The following is a 17,897-nucleotide window of genomic DNA, read 5'->3' as shown; positions in this document are numbered from 1 at the left end:
TGGTCGCCCCGGTTAGCGGATGATCACGAACTTGCCGAGCTTGTCGACCTTCTTGCCGCCGACCTCGGTGCTCACCACGAAGACGTAGAAGCCAGGTCCGACTTCGAGGTCCTCGCGCGTGCGCATGTTCCACATCAGGTCACCCGCGTCGTTGCACTGCGTGGTGTTCACCGTCGCGCGGCAATTGCGCTGCAGGTCCGACGGGGTCCACTTCAGCTGCTGCACGAGCTGCCCCGACGCCGTGTAGATGCGGATCGTGCCGGTCGGGGGGAGGTGCGTGAACATCAGGCGCGACAGCCCCGCCGTCTGTTCGTAATGCGAGAACATGATGTACGGGTTCGGCACCACGCGGACGAGCGACAGGTCGCCCTCCTTCACCGACGTGATGTTCTCGCCCGCGACGTCCGGGGTGATGCTGTACGTGAACGCCGGCATCCCGCGGATGGGGCGGTAGTACAGCACGTTCAGCGTCTGATTCGCGTTGGTCGCCGTGTAGCCCGTCCCGCCGATGCCGCTGAGCGGGTTGCAGGTGACCGGCGTGCCGCACGCGATGCGCGTCGGGCCCCAGGTGACGCGGGAGACGGTCACCGAGTCGGGGACGCCGTTCGCCAGCCGGATACGGCGCACCAGCGGCGATGCGGTGACCGTGTCGAGGCGCACCACCTTGAACGTTTCAATGAAGTACAGCTGGTCACCGGGAATCCACTGGTCGGCCGGCACCGGCACGCGCAGCGTGTCGGCATTCGTGCCGAGCACGGCGGTGGTGGGCCGGGCACTCTTCAGCACCGCCACCGAGACGCCGGCGTTGAGGAAGGTGTTCTTGACCGTGAACGGGATGCCGATGGAGGCCAGCGAGTCGGTGGTGATGTTGGTGCGGTTGAGCGCCAGGTTCAGCGCCGCGGCCGCGTTGGCCGAGTTGTCGGTCTTGCCGGCGTTCGTGCGCGCCGCGAGCGACGCGGCGTAATCCGACGCCAGCTTGTCCTGACGCGTCCGGTCGAAGGTGAACGGATACCCCGGCCCGAACTCGCGCCCGCTGAAGGTGATCTGGTAGCGGGTGTATGCGGTGGTGTCGCGCACGGTGCCGGGCACCCAGCCGAGCGTCGGCGACGTTCCGGACAGCTGCACCGGAATGCCCTCGGCCTGCCAGAACGTGCCGCGCAGCGAACGCTGGCGCGACGTGTCGATGGCGAAGAGCATGCCGACGTAGTTCGGGTTCACCAGCGTGTTCGGTGGCGTGTTGTCATCCGACGCGGAGAGCGTGTCGGAGACGTACATCGGCACGCCCCCCTGCAGGAACGTCAACTGCAGCCGTCGCGTGGCCGGCGTGCGGAACCGCGAGAAGACGGTCCGGCTCGCCCCACTCACCACCTCGGTGACGGTCGGCCGGCCGGCGACATCCACGGCACCGTTCACCGTATACGACTCCGTGCGCACCGGGTAGCGCTTGGTCGCGCCGACGGTGCCGGAGTCGCCCAACTGGAACAGGCGCACGGTGGTCTTCGTCGGCACCGTCGCCGAGGCGGTCTGATAGAACGCCTCGACTTCCGCCGAATCCGAAAGCACCAGGCGTCCGACGATCGGATCCTTGCCGCGCACGGTCTTCTCGATGCGCGTCGCGATGGAGTACGACGCGATGGTGTCGTTGGCGATCGGCGTCAGCGTGATGGACGAGACCGTCGAGCCCGCCTGCCGGCTGACCGGGATGTAGACCGACGCCACGTTGCGGTTCGCCGTGTTGGCGGAGAGCGCGTTGAAGGTCGCCGGGCGGATCGTGTACTTCGACGGGACGACGCGGCCGTCCTTGTCGAGATCGACGATGTCCCACGAGGCCGGGAATGACTGGCCGACGAACACATACGTATAGGTGAGTCCGCCGGTGATGCTGCCGTCGCTGTAGACGGACGGCCACATCCCGTTCGCGCCGCGCGCCAGCGTCGCATAGCGCTGCCACGCATAGCGGGTGGCGCCGCCCGCGGCGTCGCGCGCCACGGTCGGATAGCACGCCACGCCGCTCGACGACGTGTACGAACCGCCGCCGGTGCAGGACTTGTAGACGAGCAGGGAATCAATGACGCCCAGCGCGGTGTCCACCACGACGCGGCAGAGCGCCGCATTGAACGTCGCTGACGTCGAGCAGGTGGCCTGCGTGCCCGGCATCGTGTCCACGGCCACGGTGTCGCGCAGGATCGTGCCGCGCGGCAGCGCGATCTTGCGGATGCTGTTCACGATCCGCGGGTTGAAGACCTTCAGGCGGACGTCCCCGGGCGACCGGCTGGCCTTCAATATCCTGGCCTGCTCGATCAGGAACTTGTCCTGGCAGTCGTTGTGCTGCTGGTCGAAGTACAGGCGCAGGAAGGTGTCGAACTGCCGGTTGCCGCCGGTCGGCACCGCCGACACGACATTCACCGGGCACGGCGGCTCGGGACTCAGCCAGAAGTTCTGGTAGAGCGCCACCGAGTTGTCGATGAGCTTCTCCAGCGACGTGGAGTCGGTCGTCGACAGGTACGCCACCCAGAAGCTGGTGGTGTCGCCCGCCTTCAGCTTGATGGGGCCCACGCCGGCCCAGTAGTTGTTGTGCACCGTCGCCGGGAAGCCGCCCAGCATGGTGTCGGAGAAGGGCACCACGCACCCGTTGAGGTTGAGCGAGGCCACCGGGTCGGTGCAGTGGAAGACCTTCAGCGTGTCGAGCTTGCCGTCGTGGTTGTAGTCCCAATTGCCGGGCGGGACGTAGCGCGCGAATCCGCCGGCGCGCCCCGTCTGCGGCGACCAGCGCGTCGGGAAGTCGTAGTTGTGGAACATGTCGAAGTAGCCCTGCGCGCTCCATTCCGACGGCGGGCGGACGGCGGCAAAGACATCCGTCTCGTTGCCCGTGAGCAGGCCGTACGTCGCGCGCGCGCTCACGCCGATGCCGTTGGACGTGATGCAGGTGAAGCCGCAGGCGTTCGCCTGGTTGATGTTCAGCGTGTCGCCGCGGTTCGGGTGCGTCGGGTTGTAGAACGGCGACGACGGGTCGGTGAACTTCTTGTTGCGCAGGTCGCCGATGGGGCTCTTGAAGACCACCATCGCCTGGTAGGAGCCAAACGGCCCGCGCGCCGTGGAGGCGTTCGACAGGCAGAGGCGCGACACCAGGAGGCCGCCGGCGGTGTACCCGCCGGTCACGTTCGCGCCGTGGTTCGCCCCGTAGCAGTTCGTCGCGTTCTGGTTGATCATCGACCCGATGTAAGCCTGGCGCTTCAGGTCGAGGTAGAACGTCGGCGACTGCGTGGAACTGGGAAACGGACGCGTCATGAAGCCGAGGAAGAGCGAGTCGTAGTTCAGCCCGACGCCGTAGAGCTCGGCGCTCCGGTTGATCACGTTCGCCTTCCAGAACATCGCGTCGGCGACCGTCGGCACCGCGTACGACCACGCCTCGAAGCGCCACTCGATGCCCATCGGGTAGCCCTCCTTGATCGGCGCGCCGCTCCCGCCCGGAATCACCGAGCCGAAGTACGAGCGCTGCTCGCGGCCAAAGTCCACCGCGGAGCCGAAGGTCTGGAACGCGCCGTAGAGCTTGTCCTGCGCACGCCGGCTGTCCGGGATCTTCCAGTCGTCCCACGAGAAGCCGTTCGGGTCGGCCTTGAACGTGTTGAGCCACGCCGAATCGGGGACGGGACGCTCGCCGGCGAAGGTGCTTCCGGCCCACGTGTCGGGGCAGTCGGAGCCGGCGAGCAGCGGGAGTCCGGCGGCAATGAACGAGTTGGGCCGGGCGCTGTTGTCACGACAGCTCCCCGTCCCGGACTCGGAGGTCACGCCGCTGAACAGCGAGCCCACCGATCCGTCGCGTCCCGTGAAGGCGAGCTCGCGGCGGTCCGACGTCCAGCGGGAGAGCTGGGTGCGATGGTTCCAGCCGCCGCCCTTCACGTTCTCGAGTGACGGGACGATGTCGCGGAACTTCGCCCAGTCACCGCGCGAGGCGGCCATCCAGAGCTGAAGCTCGAAGAAGCCGCCGTTGCCGCCGAGGCTGAGCACGCGTCCCGGCAGGTCGGCGCTGTAGAGGGTGTTGTCGTCCGACGGGCCGTTCGAGGTGGTCTTCCACCACGAGTTGCCCGCCGAGCGCATTCCGGTAAGCGCGAAGTCGCCGAGGCCGAACATCGAGAAGCCGGCCGCCTTCTTGGTCTTCGAGGGCACCAGCTCATCGTCCGGATGCGACTCGACGGCCACTTGGGCCGGCAACGCGGCGGCGCTGAGCGCGAGCGCCGCGCCAAGCACAGCCATCAGGCGTCGAACGGAGAGTCTGCCAAACCGATCCATCTGAGGCACTCCTGATTCAGGTGCGGCCGGCGGGGGGCTCCGCCGGCGACGTCGGATTAGAAGCTGATCGAGAGGCCGCCGTTGATTGACCGGCGACCGGCGAGGTATTGCGGACGGTCGAAGAACGTCGAGGACTCGCCTTCGCCGGTGAAGTTTCCGGACTGCAGCCGTGCCTGTGGCGACGCGCCGCCATCGCAGTTGCCCGTGGTGGCGAAGACCTGCGAACAGTTCTTGCGATCGAGCAGGTTGCTGATGCGGAGGAACGCGCCGTAGCGCACGTTGGCCACGGTCCAGTCCTTCTGCGCCTGCATGTTGATCGTGAAGGTCAAGGGCGCCGAGCCGCTGTTGCGCTCGAGGCGATCGGCCGAGTTGCCCGTGAAGGTGAGCGAGGGCGTGTACGGGAAGCCGCTCGCCAGGCGCGTCGTGAACGACACCGACGAGTTCTTCAGGTACCGGCCGCCCCAGATGCCCGGCGTCTTGTTGGCCACGATGAAGCTGAGGGACCCGCCGAGCTGGTGATTCTGGTCGAGGTCGCTGCGGATCTCCTTGCGGGCGACGATGTCGCCCTCTTCCGTGGTGCGCTGCGTCTCGAGGTCCGGCGGCGAGGCGTTGGTGGTCGCCTGCGAATACGCGTAGCTCAGGCGCCCGGTCCAGAAGTTGCTCAGGCGGCGTCGGAACTCGAGCTCGAAGCCGCGCACCGTCTGGAAGTCCTGGTTCACGAGCACCGTGTAGCTCGGCGAGTTCGTGCCGTACGTGACGCCCGGGTCGAAGACGCGGACGATGGTTCCCTTCAGGTAGCCGCCGTTGCGGATGCCGGTGAGCCCGGACTGGTCCTTGGAGAAGGCGACGAACTGTAGCGAATACTTGTTGCCCTTTCCGAACTCCGAGACGTAGCCCATCTCGTACGAGACGGACTGCTCGGCGCGGAGGCGGGGGTTGCCCACGTAGGTCTGCGCGTTGAACTGCGTCGCCTGGGCCGTTCCCTCGGTCGGCGTGCCGATGCCGGTCCCCTGGTAGACGTTGTTGTAGAGCGGGTTCTGGTAGTAGACGCCGAAGTTGAAGAACGCGCTCGAGCGATCGGTCACGGGGAAGGAGAGACCGAGGCGCGGGCTGAAGGCGCGGCGCACCGCGGCCTGGCCCATGTCGTTCCTGAACGCGATGTCGCGCGCCGAGTCGCCCTTGCTGGCGATCAGGCCGCAGGCGGCGATGCCGGTCACCGGCTGCTTGGTGACCGGGTCGATGCCGGTCGCCCAGGTGGCCGGCAGCCCGAAGCGCTGCGGGTCGGTGCAGACCGTGAGCTGCGTCGTGCCGTTGGTGGGATCGAGCGGATTGTTGAACGAGGTGCCGCCGGCGCGGCCGTAGTCGAAGCGGGCGCCGACGCGCACCGTGAGGAAGTCGTACTCGATGCGGTCCTGGAGATAGGCCGCCGCGTCCCACGGCTTCGCCTTGTAGTCGCTCGGCTGCAGTTGGATGTTGTTCAGGCCGACGTCGCGCACCTCGCGGAACAGGATGTCGTGGCCCTGGTAGAACAGGCCCATGGCGAGGTTGTGGTGATCCGTGGCCTGGTACTGCACGTCGAAGCGCGCGAGGCGCGTGGTGTTCTTGTCGTGACCGGCGATCTCATCCGTCCCTTCGGTGGGCGTGATGTCCACCGAGGTCACGCCGGCCACCGCGAACCGGCCGTCGAAGTTGGTGTCGGCCACGCGCTCGCCCATGCAGACGCCGGAGAAGAACGTCGCGCAGGTCTCGCGCCGTCCGCTCAGCTGGCCGACGACGATCTTGTAGTTGAGGCGCCCGGCCGTCTGTTCGAAGCGCGCCGTGAGCAGGTCGCGCGCCTCGCTCACGGTCGCCGGCGCCACATACGTGTTGCGGGCGGCGCCCGTCGGGCGGCCGGTGGGCGTGAGGCGGTCGGTGTCGTAGAAGGTGTTGCAGGCGTCCACGACGTCAATCGACTTGTACGCATTGCGGTACGTGTCGATGCACTGGTTGGCGCGGCTGAAGCCCATCAGCCCCCAGTCGAACCCCACGTTCATGCGGGCGTTCTCGAAGTGCATCGCGCTGAAGTTCAGCTTGGTCGTGGGGCCGAAGAGATAGGTGAGCTTGGCGAAGGCGTCGCGCTCCGAGGTGTAGCCCTGCGCCCGCCAGCCGGCGAGCAGGTCCCCCGCGTTGATGTTGCGCGCGATCGTGTCGCTCTCGAACGGCTGGAAGACCTTGTTGTCGTATTGCAGCACCTGCGACGCGCTGCCGGTCGAGCGGCCGGCGAGCAAGAAGCGGAGCTTGTTGCTGGTCGCCGGCACGGGACCGGAGAGGAATCCTTCGATGAAGTCGTAGCCCTTGAGGCCGTCGGAGACGCCGCCAACGGCCTTGCCGACCTTCGACGTCTCGTAGTCGAGCGCGCCCTGGATGGTCGTGCCGCCCTCGCGCGTCGCCGTGGAGATCACGCCGGAGAGCGCGTTGCCGTACTGCGGCTCCATGCCGCCCTTGATCGTCGAGACGCCCGCCACCGCCTTGTTGGTCAGGTCGAGCGCGGGGCCGCCGAAGAGGAAGTTGTTGACCGGGATGTCGTCGATGAGCGTCATCGTCTCGCCGGCGCGGCCGCCGCGGATCTGCACGCCGGTGATGCCCTGCCGGCGCGCCGCGGTAAAGGCCGTCAGGTCGGTGGAGACCTGCGGCACCTCGGTGAAGCCGGCCTGCAGCTGCAGCGCGTCCTTGATGTTCCGCACCGGCAGCGTCTGCAGCTCCTCCTGCGAGATCGACTGCGTGGTTCCCGTCTGCTTCAACTCCACCAGGTTCTCCTGGTTCTCCACGATCTGCACCGCCTGCAGCGTGTTGGCGGCGCTGGAGAGCTTGAAGTTGATCTCGCGCGTCACATCGATGGCGATCGACACCGTCGTCTGCTGCGTGCCGTAGCCGATGCGGCGCGCCTGGACGGTGTAGTCGCCGGGGGCGACGCCGAGGATGAAGAAGCGCCCGTTGGCCCCGGACACCTGGCCGTAGCCGGTGCCTTGCAACAGGACCTGGGCGCCTTCAATCGGCTGGCCTGTCGCCGCGTCGGTGACGACGCCGGTGATCTTGCCGGTCTGCGCTTCCGCTCGCGCGGCGAGCAGGAAGGCAAGGGCGATTGTCAGGCAGCGACTGACTGCCTGAAAGCGTGGGGTGGGACGCACGGACAACCTCCCGGACTGCGAATCGGTGAGAACCAGACAGCACGGCACCTGAAAAGCGCTTCCGTACAGCGAGAACGCCCGGCATGCGTCGCCAGACGTTCACTTTCGAGACACCTCGCGTGAAACGGATGAACCACTGGGGGACCCGCCTCCGCACGCGGACTAAGAGGCACGTCAGGGAAAAGCTTGTCAAGTACGTGTCCTTTTGTAGGTATACGGCTCACGGGCGAGTCCCGAACAACTGCCGTCCATCGCGGGACCTCAATAGATTGGCTCACATGTCCGACGTCGTCTCACTCGCCGCTGAACTGCTCGCGGTCCAGTCACCGTCTCGCGACGAAGGACGGGCCGTCGAGTTTGTTTCCCGCTGGCTCATCGCGCGTGGATGGAACGTCACGCTGCAGGAAGTGTCTGCCGGCCGCTCCAACGTGTGGGCGTCGCGGCGCGGCGGCGGGGTCACGCTCTCCACGCATCTCGACACGGTCCCGCCGTACGTCGCGCCGCGCCTCGACGGTGACCGGCTCTACGGCCGCGGGGCGTGCGATGCCAAGGGAATCGCGGCGGCGATGCTCGTCGCGGCCGACCGCCTCGCCGAAGCGGGGGAGGAGCGCGTCGACCTGCTCTTCGTCGTCGGCGAGGAGCGCGGCTCCGACGGCGCCCGCGCCGCCAACCAGCTCGAGGCGACGTCGCGGTTCCTGATCAACGGCGAGCCGACGGAGAGCCGGCTCGCCACCGGCTGCAAGGGCGCGTGGCGCGTGACGGCGCGCACGCGCGGCCGCGAGGCGCACTCCGCCTATCCGCAGCTCGGCGCGTCGGCGATCCTCCCGATGTGCGAGCTGCTCCCGCAGCTGGCCGACCTCGAACTGCCCGTCGATGCCAGGCTCGGCGCGACGACCATCAACGTCGGCGTTGTCCGGGGCGGCACCGAGGCGAACATCGTTCCCGGACTGTGCGAGGCCGAACTGCTCGTGCGGATGGTCGGCGACCGCGCGCCGGTGCAGGCGGCACTCGAGCGGTGGGCCGGCGAGCGGGCGGAACTCACCTTCGGGTCGTTCATCCCGGCGCAGCACTTTCACGTCGTTCCGGGGTTCGAGACGGCGTCGATGGCCTACACGTCCGACATCCCGCTCCTTCCACGCTGGGGCACGCCGCTGCTCTTCGGCCCCGGCTCCATTCACGTCGCCCACACGCCCGACGAGTTCATCGCGCTCGATGAACTGCGCGCCGCGGTCGACACCTACGAGCGCCTCGTGCGCACCCTGCTCGCCTCATGAACGCCCCTCGTCCCCCCATCAAAGTTGCGGTCCTCGGCGCCACGGGCGCGGTGGGCCAGACCTTCGTCCGCCTGCTCGAGGGACATCCGTGGTTTGAGCTCGCCGAGGTCGCGGCGTCGGAGCGCTCGGCGGGGAAGCCGTACCGCGAAGTGACGCGGTGGATCGAAGGCGACATGCCAAAGGGCGTGGCCGGGCTCGTCGTGAAGCCCTGCGACCCCGCGTCGGTGACGGCGCCCATCGTCTTCTCCGCGCTCGACAGCGGCGTGGCGGGCGAGGTCGAAGCCGCCTTCGCGGCGGCCGGCCGCCTGGTGCTGAGCAACGCGAAGAACTACCGCATGGAGCCGGACGTTCCGCTCGTGATTCCCGAGGTGAACGCCGACCATCTCGCGCTGCTCGACGCGCAGCGCGCGGCGCGCAGCTGGACGGGCGGCATCGTCACCAACGCCAACTGCGCCGCGACGATGGCCGCGGTGGCGCTCGCGCCGCTGCACGCGGCGTTCGGCGCGCGCCGCGTCTTCGTCGCGACCATGCAGGCGGTGAGCGGGGCGGGGTATCCCGGCGTGCCGTCGCTCGACATCCTCGGCAATGTCATTCCGTACATCGGCGACGAAGAGCCGAAGATCGAGCGCGAGATGCAGAAGATGCTCGGCGTGATGGGTGCGCAGGGGGTGATCGCCGCGCCGTTCGCCGTGAGCGCGCATGCCAACCGCGTCGCCGTGGAGAACGGACACACGGTCTGCCTCTCGGTGGAGTTCGCGCGCGAGCCGGCGCTCGAGGAGGCGGCGCGCCAGTTGAAGGAGTGGCGCGGGCACGCCGCCGTGCGCGGCCTGCCGTCGGCGCCGGCCGCGCCGCTGCACTTCTTCGAGACGGACGACCGGCCGCAGCCGCGTCGCGACGTGATGCGCGGCGGGGGAATGACGGTGTCGGTCGGGCGCCTGCGCCGCGATCCGCTCTTCCACCTGAAGTTCGTCTGCATGGGGCACAACACGATTCGCGGGGCGGCGGGCGGGTCCATCCTGAACGCCGAGCTGCTGGTGGCGACCGGGCGCGCGGGCGCCAGATGATCGTCTGCAAGTTCGGGGGCACGTCGGTCGGCGACGCCGCCGCGATTGAACGCACCGCGTCCATCGTGCGCGGGCGCCTCGCCCACCAGCCGGTGGTCGTCGTCTCCGCGCTCGCCGGCACCACCAACGCGCTGCTCGAGATCGCCGCGCAGACGGCCCACGGGCAGTTCATCGCGGCGATCCGCGGCATCGAGGCGCTGCGCGAGCGGCACCTCGCCGTGGTCGACGAACTGCTCGGCGCGAGCCCCGAGGCGTCCGACGTGGCCGCCGACGTGAGCATGCTGTTCGACGAACTGGCCCACCTGGGCGAGGCACTCTCCGTCCTCGGTGAAGTCAGCGCGCGGTCCCTCGACGCGGTGGCGGCCTATGGTGAGCGCCTGTCGTCGCCGATCGTTGCGGCGGCCTTCCGGCAGCGCGGCATTCCCGCCACGTGGGTCGATGCGCGCCGGGTGATGGTGACCGACGACGCGTTCGGCAAGGCGCGCCCGCAGCCCGAGGCGATTGCCGACGCGGCGCGCGAGCAGCTGCTGCCGATTGTCCGCGACGGACGCGTGCCCGTGCTCGGCGGCTACATCGGGGCCAGTCCGCTGGGCGTGACCACCACGCTCGGACGCGGCGGCTCCGACTACAGCGCGGCGCTGTTCGGCGCGGCGCTCGACGTGGACGCGATCGAGATCTGGACGGACGTGGACGGCATGCTGACGGCCGACCCGCGCGTGATCCCGGCCGCGCAGCTGATCGAGCACATTCGATTCGACGAGGCGGCCGAGCTGGCGAGCTTCGGCGCCAAGGTGCTGCACCCCAGCACCATCGCCCCCGCGGTGCAGCGCAGCATTCCCGTCTTCATCTACAACTCGCACCGGCCGCAGGCGGCGGGGACGCGCATCACCTTCGACGCGCCGCGACTGTCGGTGCGCGCCATCGCCGGCCGCGGCAACGTGGTGCTCGTGAACGTCAAGTCGAGCGCGATGCTCGGCACCCCCGGCGTGGTGAGCGGCATCTTCTCCGTCTTCGAGCGCTTCAAGCTGTCCGTGGACGTGATCGCCACGTCGGAGGTCAGCGTGTCGGCCACCATCGACGAGGATGCGCAGCTCGACGCCGTGCTGGCGGCGCTGCGCGCGTTTGGCGACGTGACGGTGCAGCGCGGCCGCGGCATCGTGGCCATCGTCGGGGCCGGACTCGGCGAGCACACCCCCACGATGGCGCGCGCGCTGACGGCGCTCGGCGAGATGCGCGTGCAGATGTGCTCGCTGAGCGCGAGCGCGATCAACCTCACGCTGATCGTGGACGGCGACCAGGTGCACGAAGCGATGCGTCGCCTGCACCGGGCATTCTTCGAGGAGGGGCGATGAGCGCGCTGCGGCTGGCGGTGATCGGCGACGGCAAGATGGGGCGGCTCGTGCGGGACCTGGCCGCCGAGCAGGGCGTGGACGTCGCCGCCTTTCTCGGGCGGGATGATGTGCTGGGCGCGGGGATCACCGCCGCCTCGCTGAACGGCGCGAATGTCGCCGTTGAGTTCACCCAGCCCGACGCGGCCGCGGCCAACGTGCGTGCCTGCGCGCAGGCCGGGTGCGCCGTCGTGTGCGGCACCACGGGCTGGGACGCGGAGCGCGCCGTGGTCATTGGCGAGGTCCGGTCGGCGGGCGGCGCGCTGCTCTGGGCGCCGAACTTCTCGCTCGGGGTGCACATCTTCACGGCGCTCGTGGCGGAGGCGGCCCGTCGCGCCGGCGCCGCCGGCGGGTTCGACGCGCACCTCGTGGAAACGCATCACACGGCCAAGCTCGATGCGCCCTCCGGCACGGCGCGCCAGCTCGCCCGCGTGGCGGAGCAGGCCTCGGGGACCGCCGTCCCCATCACCTCGGTGCGCGTCGGATCAGTGCCCGGGACGCACGCCTTCCTGCTCGACGGGATGTTCGAACAGCTGCGCCTCGTCCACGAGGCGCGGGACCGCCGCGTCTTCGCGCTGGGCGCGCTGGCCGCGGCGCGCTGGATCGTCGGGCGCCGCGGCGTCTTCACGCTCGATGACATGCTCGATGCCTCGGGAGGCGCCTAATGGGTTCCTGCAATCTGCGCGGCGCCATCACGGCGCTGGTGACGCCGTTCACGCCCGATGGCGCCATTGACGAACCTGCCCTGCGCGCGCTCGTCGCGTGGCAGATCGAGCAGGGGATCGACGGCCTCGTCCCCGTGGGATCGACCGGCGAGGCGGCGACACTCACGCTCGCCGAACGCGAGCGCGTGGTGGCCATCACGGCGGAGGTTGCCGCGGGGCGCGTGCCGGTCATCGCCGGCGCCGGGAGCAACGACACCGCCGTCGCCATCGAGACGTCGCGCGTCCTCGCGCGGGCCGGCGCCACGCACCTGCTGCACGTGTCGCCGATGTACAGCAAGCCGCCGCAGCGCGGCCTGCTCGCGCACTTTCGCGCCGTCGCCGACGCCGCGCCGGTCCCCGTGGTGCTCTACAACGTCCCCGGCCGCACGGCGAGCAACGTGGAGGCCGATACCCAGCTCGCGCTCGCCGAGCATCCGAATATCTGCGCGACGAAGGAAGCGTCGGGCAACATCGAGCAGATCGGCGAAATCCTGCGGCGCCGCCCCGCCGGCTTTGCCGTGCTCTCGGGTGACGACGGACTGACCGCGGACGTGATGGCCCGCGGCGGCGAGGGGATCATTTCCGTGGTTGGCAACGCGGTCCCCGCCGCCATGCACGCGCTCACGGTGGCGGCCGGACGTGGCGACCGGGCCGCGGCGCTCACCCTGCACAGCCAACTGGCGCCGCTCTTCGGCGCGGCGTTCGTCGAGTCGAACCCGATGCCAATCAAGGCGGCGCTGGCCATGATGGGACGCATACAGAACGTGCTGCGCCTGCCGCTGGTCCCGCTCGACCCGCGTCACGAACCGCTGCTCCGCACGGCGCTGATCAGCGCAGGGGTCTCTCTCTAAATGCCGCCTCGCCTCGAAGTCGTCGCGCTGGAGCAGCGCGTCGAAGCCCTCTTCAACCTGCCCAGCCACGTTCCCGCGCCGAACGACGCCGAGGAGACGATCGACCTCCTGCTGACCGCGCTCGAGACGGGCGTGGTGCGCGCCGCCATGCGGGCCGATCACGACGAGTGGGTGGCCGTCCCGTGGGTCAAGCGCGGCATCCTCGCGGGCTTTCGCGTCGGGCGCATGATCGACCAGTCGGTGCTCGGCGACGCGCGCGTCAGCCGGCCGTTCACGTTCTTCGACAAGCACACGTACCCCACCCGCGCCCTGACGCTCGACGACGGCATCCGCGTCGTCCCCGGCGGGTCGTCCGTCCGCCGCGGGGCGTTCCTCGCGCGCGGCGTCGTCTGCATGCCGCCGATGTTCGTGAATGTCGGCGCGTACGTCGGCGCCGGCACCATGATCGACTCGCACGCGCTGGTCGGCTCCTGCGCGCAGGTCGGTGAGCGGGTGCACCTCAGCGCGGCCGCGCAGATCGGCGGCGTGCTCGAGCCCGTCAACGCCTCGCCGGTCGTCATCGAGGACGACGTCGTGGTGGGCGGCAACTGCGGCGTCTACGAGGGCACGGTGGTGCGCGCGCGCGCGGTGCTGGCCGCCGGCGTGGTGCTGACGCGCGGCACGCCGGTCTTCGACCTGGTGCATGAGCGCGTGATCCGCGCGCCGGCCGGCGGCGTGCTGCAGATTCCGTCTGGTGCCGTGGTCGTGCCGGGCGCGCGGCAGGTGAGCCAGGGATGGGGCCGGGAGCAGGGGCTCTCGCTGCAGACGCCGGTGATCGTGAAGTACCGCGACGACAAGACCGACGTGGCCACCGCTCTCGAGGGGTGGCTGCGGTGATTAGACTTCTGGCGAACGTGGTGCGAGGCGCGGCCTTCGCGGCGCCACCCCGTTAGTCAAGGAGTGATGGCGGTCATGCGCGTTGCCGGTGAGGTGCGGGTCCCGGGGGACAAGTCAATCTCGCATCGGGCCCTGATGCTCGGCGCGCTCGGCGACGGTGCGTCGCGCGTGCGCGGTGTCCTGCAGTCGCTCGATGTGCACAGCACCGCCGGCGTGCTCCGTGCGCTTGGCGTGGCCATCCCCGCGCTCGATGCGGACCTCGTCATTCCCGGCGTCGGACGGCGCGGCCTGCGCGCTCCGGTGGTGGACCTCGACTGCGGCAACAGCGGCACGACCACGCGCCTGATGGCGGGCATCGTCGCCGGCTCGCCGCTGTCGGCGCGATTCATCGGCGACGCCAGCCTCAGCCGGCGCCCGATGGGACGCGTGGCACGGCCGCTCTCCGCGATGGGCGCGCGTTTTGAGTTCGCCGCGGGCGACGGGCTGCCGATGACCGTGCACGGCGGCGCCCTGCAGGGACTTACGTGGCGCATGGAGGCGGCGAGCGCGCAGGTGAAGAGCGCCATCCTCCTGGCGGGCCTGGTGGCCGACGTGCCGGTGGAAGTGCACGAGGAATCGCCGACGCGCGATCACACCGAGCGGATGTTCCTGGGGCGCGGCGTCGACCTGCGCGTCGAGGGCAGCGTCGTGTCGCTGGTCCCGTCCGGACGCCTCGACGCGGCCGATCAATTGGTGCCGGGCGACCCGTCCTCGGCGGCGTTCTTCGCGGTGCTCGCCGCCATCGCAGACCGCGGAGAACTCGCGCTCGACGACGTCTGCATCAACCCGACGCGCGCCGGCGCCTTCCGGGTGCTCCAGCGCATGGGCGCGGCGCTGCGCTTCGAGGGCGCGCGCCTTGACGGCGGGGAAGAGATTGCGCGCGTGGTCGTCGCGCCGGGCGGGCTGCGCGGCACCGTCATCGAGGGGAGCGAGGTGCCATCGCTGGTGGACGAACTCCCCGTGCTCGCCTGCGCCGCGGCCTGCGCGGAGGGCGAAACGCGAGTCACCGGCGCCGGCGAACTGCGCGTGAAGGAAAGCGATCGCATCAAGGCGATCGTCGAGAACTTGCGCGCCGTCGGCGCCGAGGCGGAGGAGCTGACCGACGGCTTCGTCGTGCGCGGCTCTGGCCGCCGTCCGTTCACCGGGCGGGTGACGACGCACGCCGACCACCGCATCGCGATGGCGTTCGGCGTGCTTGGCGCGGTCCCCGGGAGCCAGATTACGGTGGACGACCCCGCCTGCGCGGCCGTGTCGTTCCCCACGTTCTGGGAGGAGCTCGCGCGTGTCGTCGGGTAGCCGGTCCCCGCTGGTGGTCACGATCGACGGCCCGGCCGCCTCGGGCAAGTCGAGCACGTCGAAGATGGTGGCCGAGGCACTCGGGCTCCGGCACTTGGACAGCGGGATGATCTACCGCTGTGTGACGGCCGCGCGGTTGCGCCGCGGCGACCCGCCGGACAAATGGACCGAAGCATCGGTGCTCGACGCGGCACGGCACGTGTCGGTGGCGCCCGGGGCGACGAGCTTCGAGCCGCGGCTCGATGGGGTGGACTGCGAGGCCGAGATCCGCGGCGAGGCCGTGACGGGGACGGTAAGCCTGGTGGCCAAGATGCCGCAGGTGCGCTCGTGGGTGAACGCCCTGGTGCGGGCGACCGCGGCGGCGCACGAGATCGTCGTGGACGGCCGCGATATGGGGACGGCGGTCTTCCCCGAGGCGCGGCTCAAGATCTGGCTGGTGGCGCTCCCCGCCGAGCGCGCGCGCCGGCGCATCCTGCAGCGCACGGGACGCGCCCCGGCGGCAGGGGAGTTGGAGGCGGAGACGGCCGAACTCGAGGCTCGGGACCAGAAGGACCGCGTACAGACCCAGCCCGCGGCCGACGCCATCTGGATCGACACGACGGGGATCACGCAGGCGGAGCAGGTGGAGCGGATCGTCGCACTGGCGAGAGAGCGGCGCTGACGCGAGGGCACGGTGGGGGGCAAGGGCACGGGCACGGTGGGGTGCGAGGGCACGGGCACGGTGGGGTACAGGGACGCGCTCGAGCATGGCCGTAGCGGTCTCGGCTCCGGGCGCCAGCGTCTTCTCGTTCCCTTGCACTACACCGTGCCCGTGCCCCTTCCCCTAAGACGGGTTCGCCGCCATATTAAATAGTTCCCGCCGATTGGCGGGCCCCGGGACCTCGACGGCCCACGCGCCCTCGTCTTCCGGCCAACCACCACCCGCATCCTCGCGCGCGGCGAGCCGCAAAACTCCGCGTCCAGGCAACACATGACCAGCAGCGTCACCCCGGAAGCCACCCCGCAAATGATCGAGCGTGAAAAGCGCATGGCCCAGAAGGCCGTCCTGCGCCCGCTCGCGAACCGCCGTCCCGAGCTCTACGAGGAAGACGAGTACTCGTCCTCCGACTACGAAGCGATGATGGACCTGTACAACGGCACGCTCGCCTCCATTGAGGAAGGCGAGATCGTCAAGTCCGTTGTGCTCGAGATCCGCGACAACCTCGTCGTGCTCGACATCGGCTTCAAGTCCGAAGGGTCGATCCCGCTCGAAGAGTTCAAGGACATGCCGGAGCTCAAGGTCGGGGACGAAGTCGAAGTCCTGCTTGAGCACCTCGAGGACCAGGAAGGCTCGGTCGTCCTGTCCAAGAAGAAGGCCGACTTCATGCGCGTGTGGGAGAAGATCCGCGTCGCGTACGAGTCCGACCAGCCGGTCGAGGGCGTCCTCGTCAAGAAGATCAAGGGTGGCGTGGTCGTCGACCTCATGGGCGTCGACGCGTTCCTCCCGGGATCGCAGATCGCGCTGCGCCGCGTCCCGAACATCGACGAGCTGCTGGGCCAGAAGTACGAGTTCAAGATCATCAAGCTCAACAAGCGCCGCCGCAACATCGTCGTCTCGCGCCGCGTGATCCTCGAGACCGAGCGCGCCGGCAAGCGCGAGAAGCTGATGAAGGAGCTCCAGAAGGACCAGGTGCGGAAGGGCGTGGTCAAGAACATCACGGACTTCGGCGCCTTCATCGACCTCGGCGGCGTGGACGGCCTGCTCCACATCACCGATATGTCGTGGGGCCGCATCCAGCACCCGAGCGAGATGGTGCAGATCGGCATGGAGCTCGAGATCAAGGTGCTGGACATCGACTGGGAGCGCGAGCGCATCTCGCTCGGCCTCAAGCAGCTCCAGGCCTATCCGTGGAAGGACGTCGCCGCCAAGTACCCGGTGGGCACGCGCGTCTCGGGCAAGGTCGTCAGCATCACGAACTACGGCGCCTTCATCGAGCTCGAGCCGGGCATCGAGGGCCTGGTGCACATCAGCGAGATGAGCTGGACGCGCAACGTCCGCCATCCGTCGAAGCTCGTCAGCATCGGCGAGGCCATCGAGGCGGTGGTGCTCAAGGTCGATCCGAACGAGGAGAAGATCTCGCTCGGCATGAAGCAGACCGAGCAGGATCCGTGGATGGTGCTGCCGCTCAAGTACCCGGTGGGCACGCGCATCAACGGCAAGGTCCGCAACCTGACCTCGTTCGGCGCGTTCGTCGAGATCGAGCCGGGGATTGACGGCCTGATCCACATCTCCGACATGTCGTGGACCAAGCGCGTCCAGCACCCGTCGGAAGTGGTCAAGAAGGGTGACGCGGTGGACGTGGTGATCCTCAACATCGACAGCGACAACAAGCGCATCTCGCTCGGCCTCAAGCAGGCCGAGGAAGATCCGTGGCTGAAGATCGGCGAGACCTACCCGGTCGGCACCGAGCTCCACGGCCACGTGGTGCGCCTGATGGAGAAGGGCGTGGTGGTGGATGTCGGCAACGACATCGAAGGTTTCGTGCCCATCTCGCAGCTGAACATCACCGGCAAGACGATCCAGAGCCCGGCGGAAATCGCCTGGGAGAAGATGGCGCTCGACCTGCGCGTGCTCGAGGTCGATCCCATCCATCGCCGCATCGTGCTTGCGGTGACGAACATTCCGGAAGGGCAGGAGCGCCCGGCCGAGCCGTCCAAGGTGCACACCGAGGAAGGCGACGCGATTCCGGAAGTTCCGGCCGACCTGTCGGCGGTCATCGAAGAGATCGACGAAGCGTAAGACGGCTTCAAACGACGCGCCCCCTCCGGACTACCGGAGGGGGCGCGTCGTTTGGGGGCAAGGGCACGGGCACAGTGGGGTGCAGGGGCACGGGCACAGTGGGGTGCAAGGGCATGGGCACAGTGGGGTGAGGGACACAGGCACAGTCAGGTGCACAGGTAGCCGCGCT

11 protein-coding genes are annotated in these 17,897 nt (G+C 69.2%); 9 read left to right on the top strand and 2 right to left on the bottom strand.

Annotated elements, in window-relative coordinates; genetic code table 11:
• Window positions 1-12 precede the first annotated feature (12 nt).
• On the bottom strand, window positions 13-4,254 hold the full coding sequence (locus VGJ96_07100; GenBank protein HEY3286874.1) for a hypothetical protein: 4,242 nt from the start codon (window positions 4,252-4,254) through the stop codon (window positions 13-15).
• Between the two features lie 92 nt (window positions 4,255-4,346).
• Window positions 4,347-7,457, bottom strand: coding sequence for a TonB-dependent receptor (locus VGJ96_07095; protein ID HEY3286873.1), 3,111 nt, complete (start codon window positions 7,455-7,457; stop codon window positions 4,347-4,349).
• 278 nt (window positions 7,458-7,735) lie between these two features.
• Between VGJ96_07095 and VGJ96_07090 the strand changes: the two genes are divergently transcribed.
• The 9 genes from VGJ96_07090 (at window position 7,736) to VGJ96_07050 (ending at window position 17,728) form a co-directional block, all read left to right on the top strand.
• A complete protein-coding gene (locus tag VGJ96_07090; GenBank protein HEY3286872.1) occupies window positions 7,736-8,731 on the top strand; it encodes a M20/M25/M40 family metallo-hydrolase in 996 nt (331 codons plus the stop codon).
• Complete coding sequence (gene asd, locus VGJ96_07085) at window positions 8,728-9,795, top strand: aspartate-semialdehyde dehydrogenase (GenBank protein HEY3286871.1); 1,068 nt, start codon at window positions 8,728-8,730, stop codon at window positions 9,793-9,795. Before VGJ96_07090 ends, asd begins: the two co-directional genes overlap by 4 nt.
• Window positions 9,792-11,147 carry a lysine-sensitive aspartokinase 3 gene (gene lysC, locus VGJ96_07080; protein ID HEY3286870.1) on the top strand — a complete coding sequence of 452 codons (1,356 nt, stop codon included), beginning with the start codon at window positions 9,792-9,794 and terminating at the stop codon, window positions 11,145-11,147. The genes asd and lysC overlap by 4 nt, the downstream gene beginning before the upstream one ends.
• A complete protein-coding gene (locus VGJ96_07075; GenBank protein ID HEY3286869.1) occupies window positions 11,144-11,848 on the top strand; it encodes a dihydrodipicolinate reductase C-terminal domain-containing protein in 705 nt (234 codons plus the stop codon). The genes lysC and VGJ96_07075 overlap by 4 nt, the downstream gene beginning before the upstream one ends.
• Complete coding sequence (gene dapA / locus VGJ96_07070) at window positions 11,848-12,738, top strand: 4-hydroxy-tetrahydrodipicolinate synthase (protein ID HEY3286868.1); 891 nt, start codon at window positions 11,848-11,850, stop codon at window positions 12,736-12,738. Before VGJ96_07075 ends, dapA begins: the two co-directional genes overlap by 1 nt.
• Complete coding sequence (locus VGJ96_07065; protein HEY3286867.1) at window positions 12,739-13,614, top strand: 2,3,4,5-tetrahydropyridine-2,6-dicarboxylate N-succinyltransferase; 876 nt, start codon at window positions 12,739-12,741, stop codon at window positions 13,612-13,614.
• A gap of 66 nt (window positions 13,615-13,680) precedes the next feature.
• Window positions 13,681-14,949, top strand: coding sequence for a 3-phosphoshikimate 1-carboxyvinyltransferase (gene aroA, locus VGJ96_07060; protein ID HEY3286866.1), 1,269 nt, complete (start codon window positions 13,681-13,683; stop codon window positions 14,947-14,949).
• On the top strand, window positions 14,936-15,610 hold the full coding sequence (cmk, locus tag VGJ96_07055) for a (d)CMP kinase (GenBank protein HEY3286865.1): 675 nt from the start codon (window positions 14,936-14,938) through the stop codon (window positions 15,608-15,610). Before aroA ends, cmk begins: the two co-directional genes overlap by 14 nt.
• Window positions 15,611-15,919: 309 nt before the next feature.
• Entirely contained in the window at window positions 15,920-17,728 is a 1,809-nt protein-coding gene (locus VGJ96_07050; GenBank protein ID HEY3286864.1) for a 30S ribosomal protein S1, read from the top strand.
• Window positions 17,729-17,897 lie beyond the last annotated feature (169 nt).

Source organism: Gemmatimonadaceae bacterium, assembly GCA_036504815.1.
In the GTDB taxonomy this organism is placed as follows: domain Bacteria; phylum Gemmatimonadota; class Gemmatimonadetes; order Gemmatimonadales; family Gemmatimonadaceae; genus PNKL01.
This window is presented reverse-complemented; position numbering and strand designations above follow the sequence as displayed.

Bases quoted from the DNA above. Each gene is read 5' to 3' on its own strand.
- VGJ96_07100 (HEY3286874.1), bottom strand. From the start codon at position 4,254: ATGGCTGTGCTTGGCGCGGCGCTCGCGCTCAGCGCCGCCGCGTTGCCG.
- VGJ96_07090 (HEY3286872.1), top strand. From the start codon at position 7,736: ATGTCCGACGTCGTCTCACTCGCCGCTGAACTGCTCGCGGTCCAGTCA.
- asd (HEY3286871.1), top strand. From the start codon at position 8,728: ATGAACGCCCCTCGTCCCCCCATCAAAGTTGCGGTCCTCGGCGCCACG.
- lysC (HEY3286870.1), top strand. From the start codon at position 9,792: ATGATCGTCTGCAAGTTCGGGGGCACGTCGGTCGGCGACGCCGCCGCG.
- VGJ96_07075 (HEY3286869.1), top strand. From the start codon at position 11,144: ATGAGCGCGCTGCGGCTGGCGGTGATCGGCGACGGCAAGATGGGGCGG.
- dapA (HEY3286868.1), top strand. From the start codon at position 11,848: ATGGGTTCCTGCAATCTGCGCGGCGCCATCACGGCGCTGGTGACGCCG.
- VGJ96_07065 (HEY3286867.1), top strand. From the start codon at position 12,739: ATGCCGCCTCGCCTCGAAGTCGTCGCGCTGGAGCAGCGCGTCGAAGCC.
- aroA (HEY3286866.1), top strand. From the start codon at position 13,681: ATGGCGGTCATGCGCGTTGCCGGTGAGGTGCGGGTCCCGGGGGACAAG.
- VGJ96_07050 (HEY3286864.1), top strand. From the start codon at position 15,920: ATGACCAGCAGCGTCACCCCGGAAGCCACCCCGCAAATGATCGAGCGT.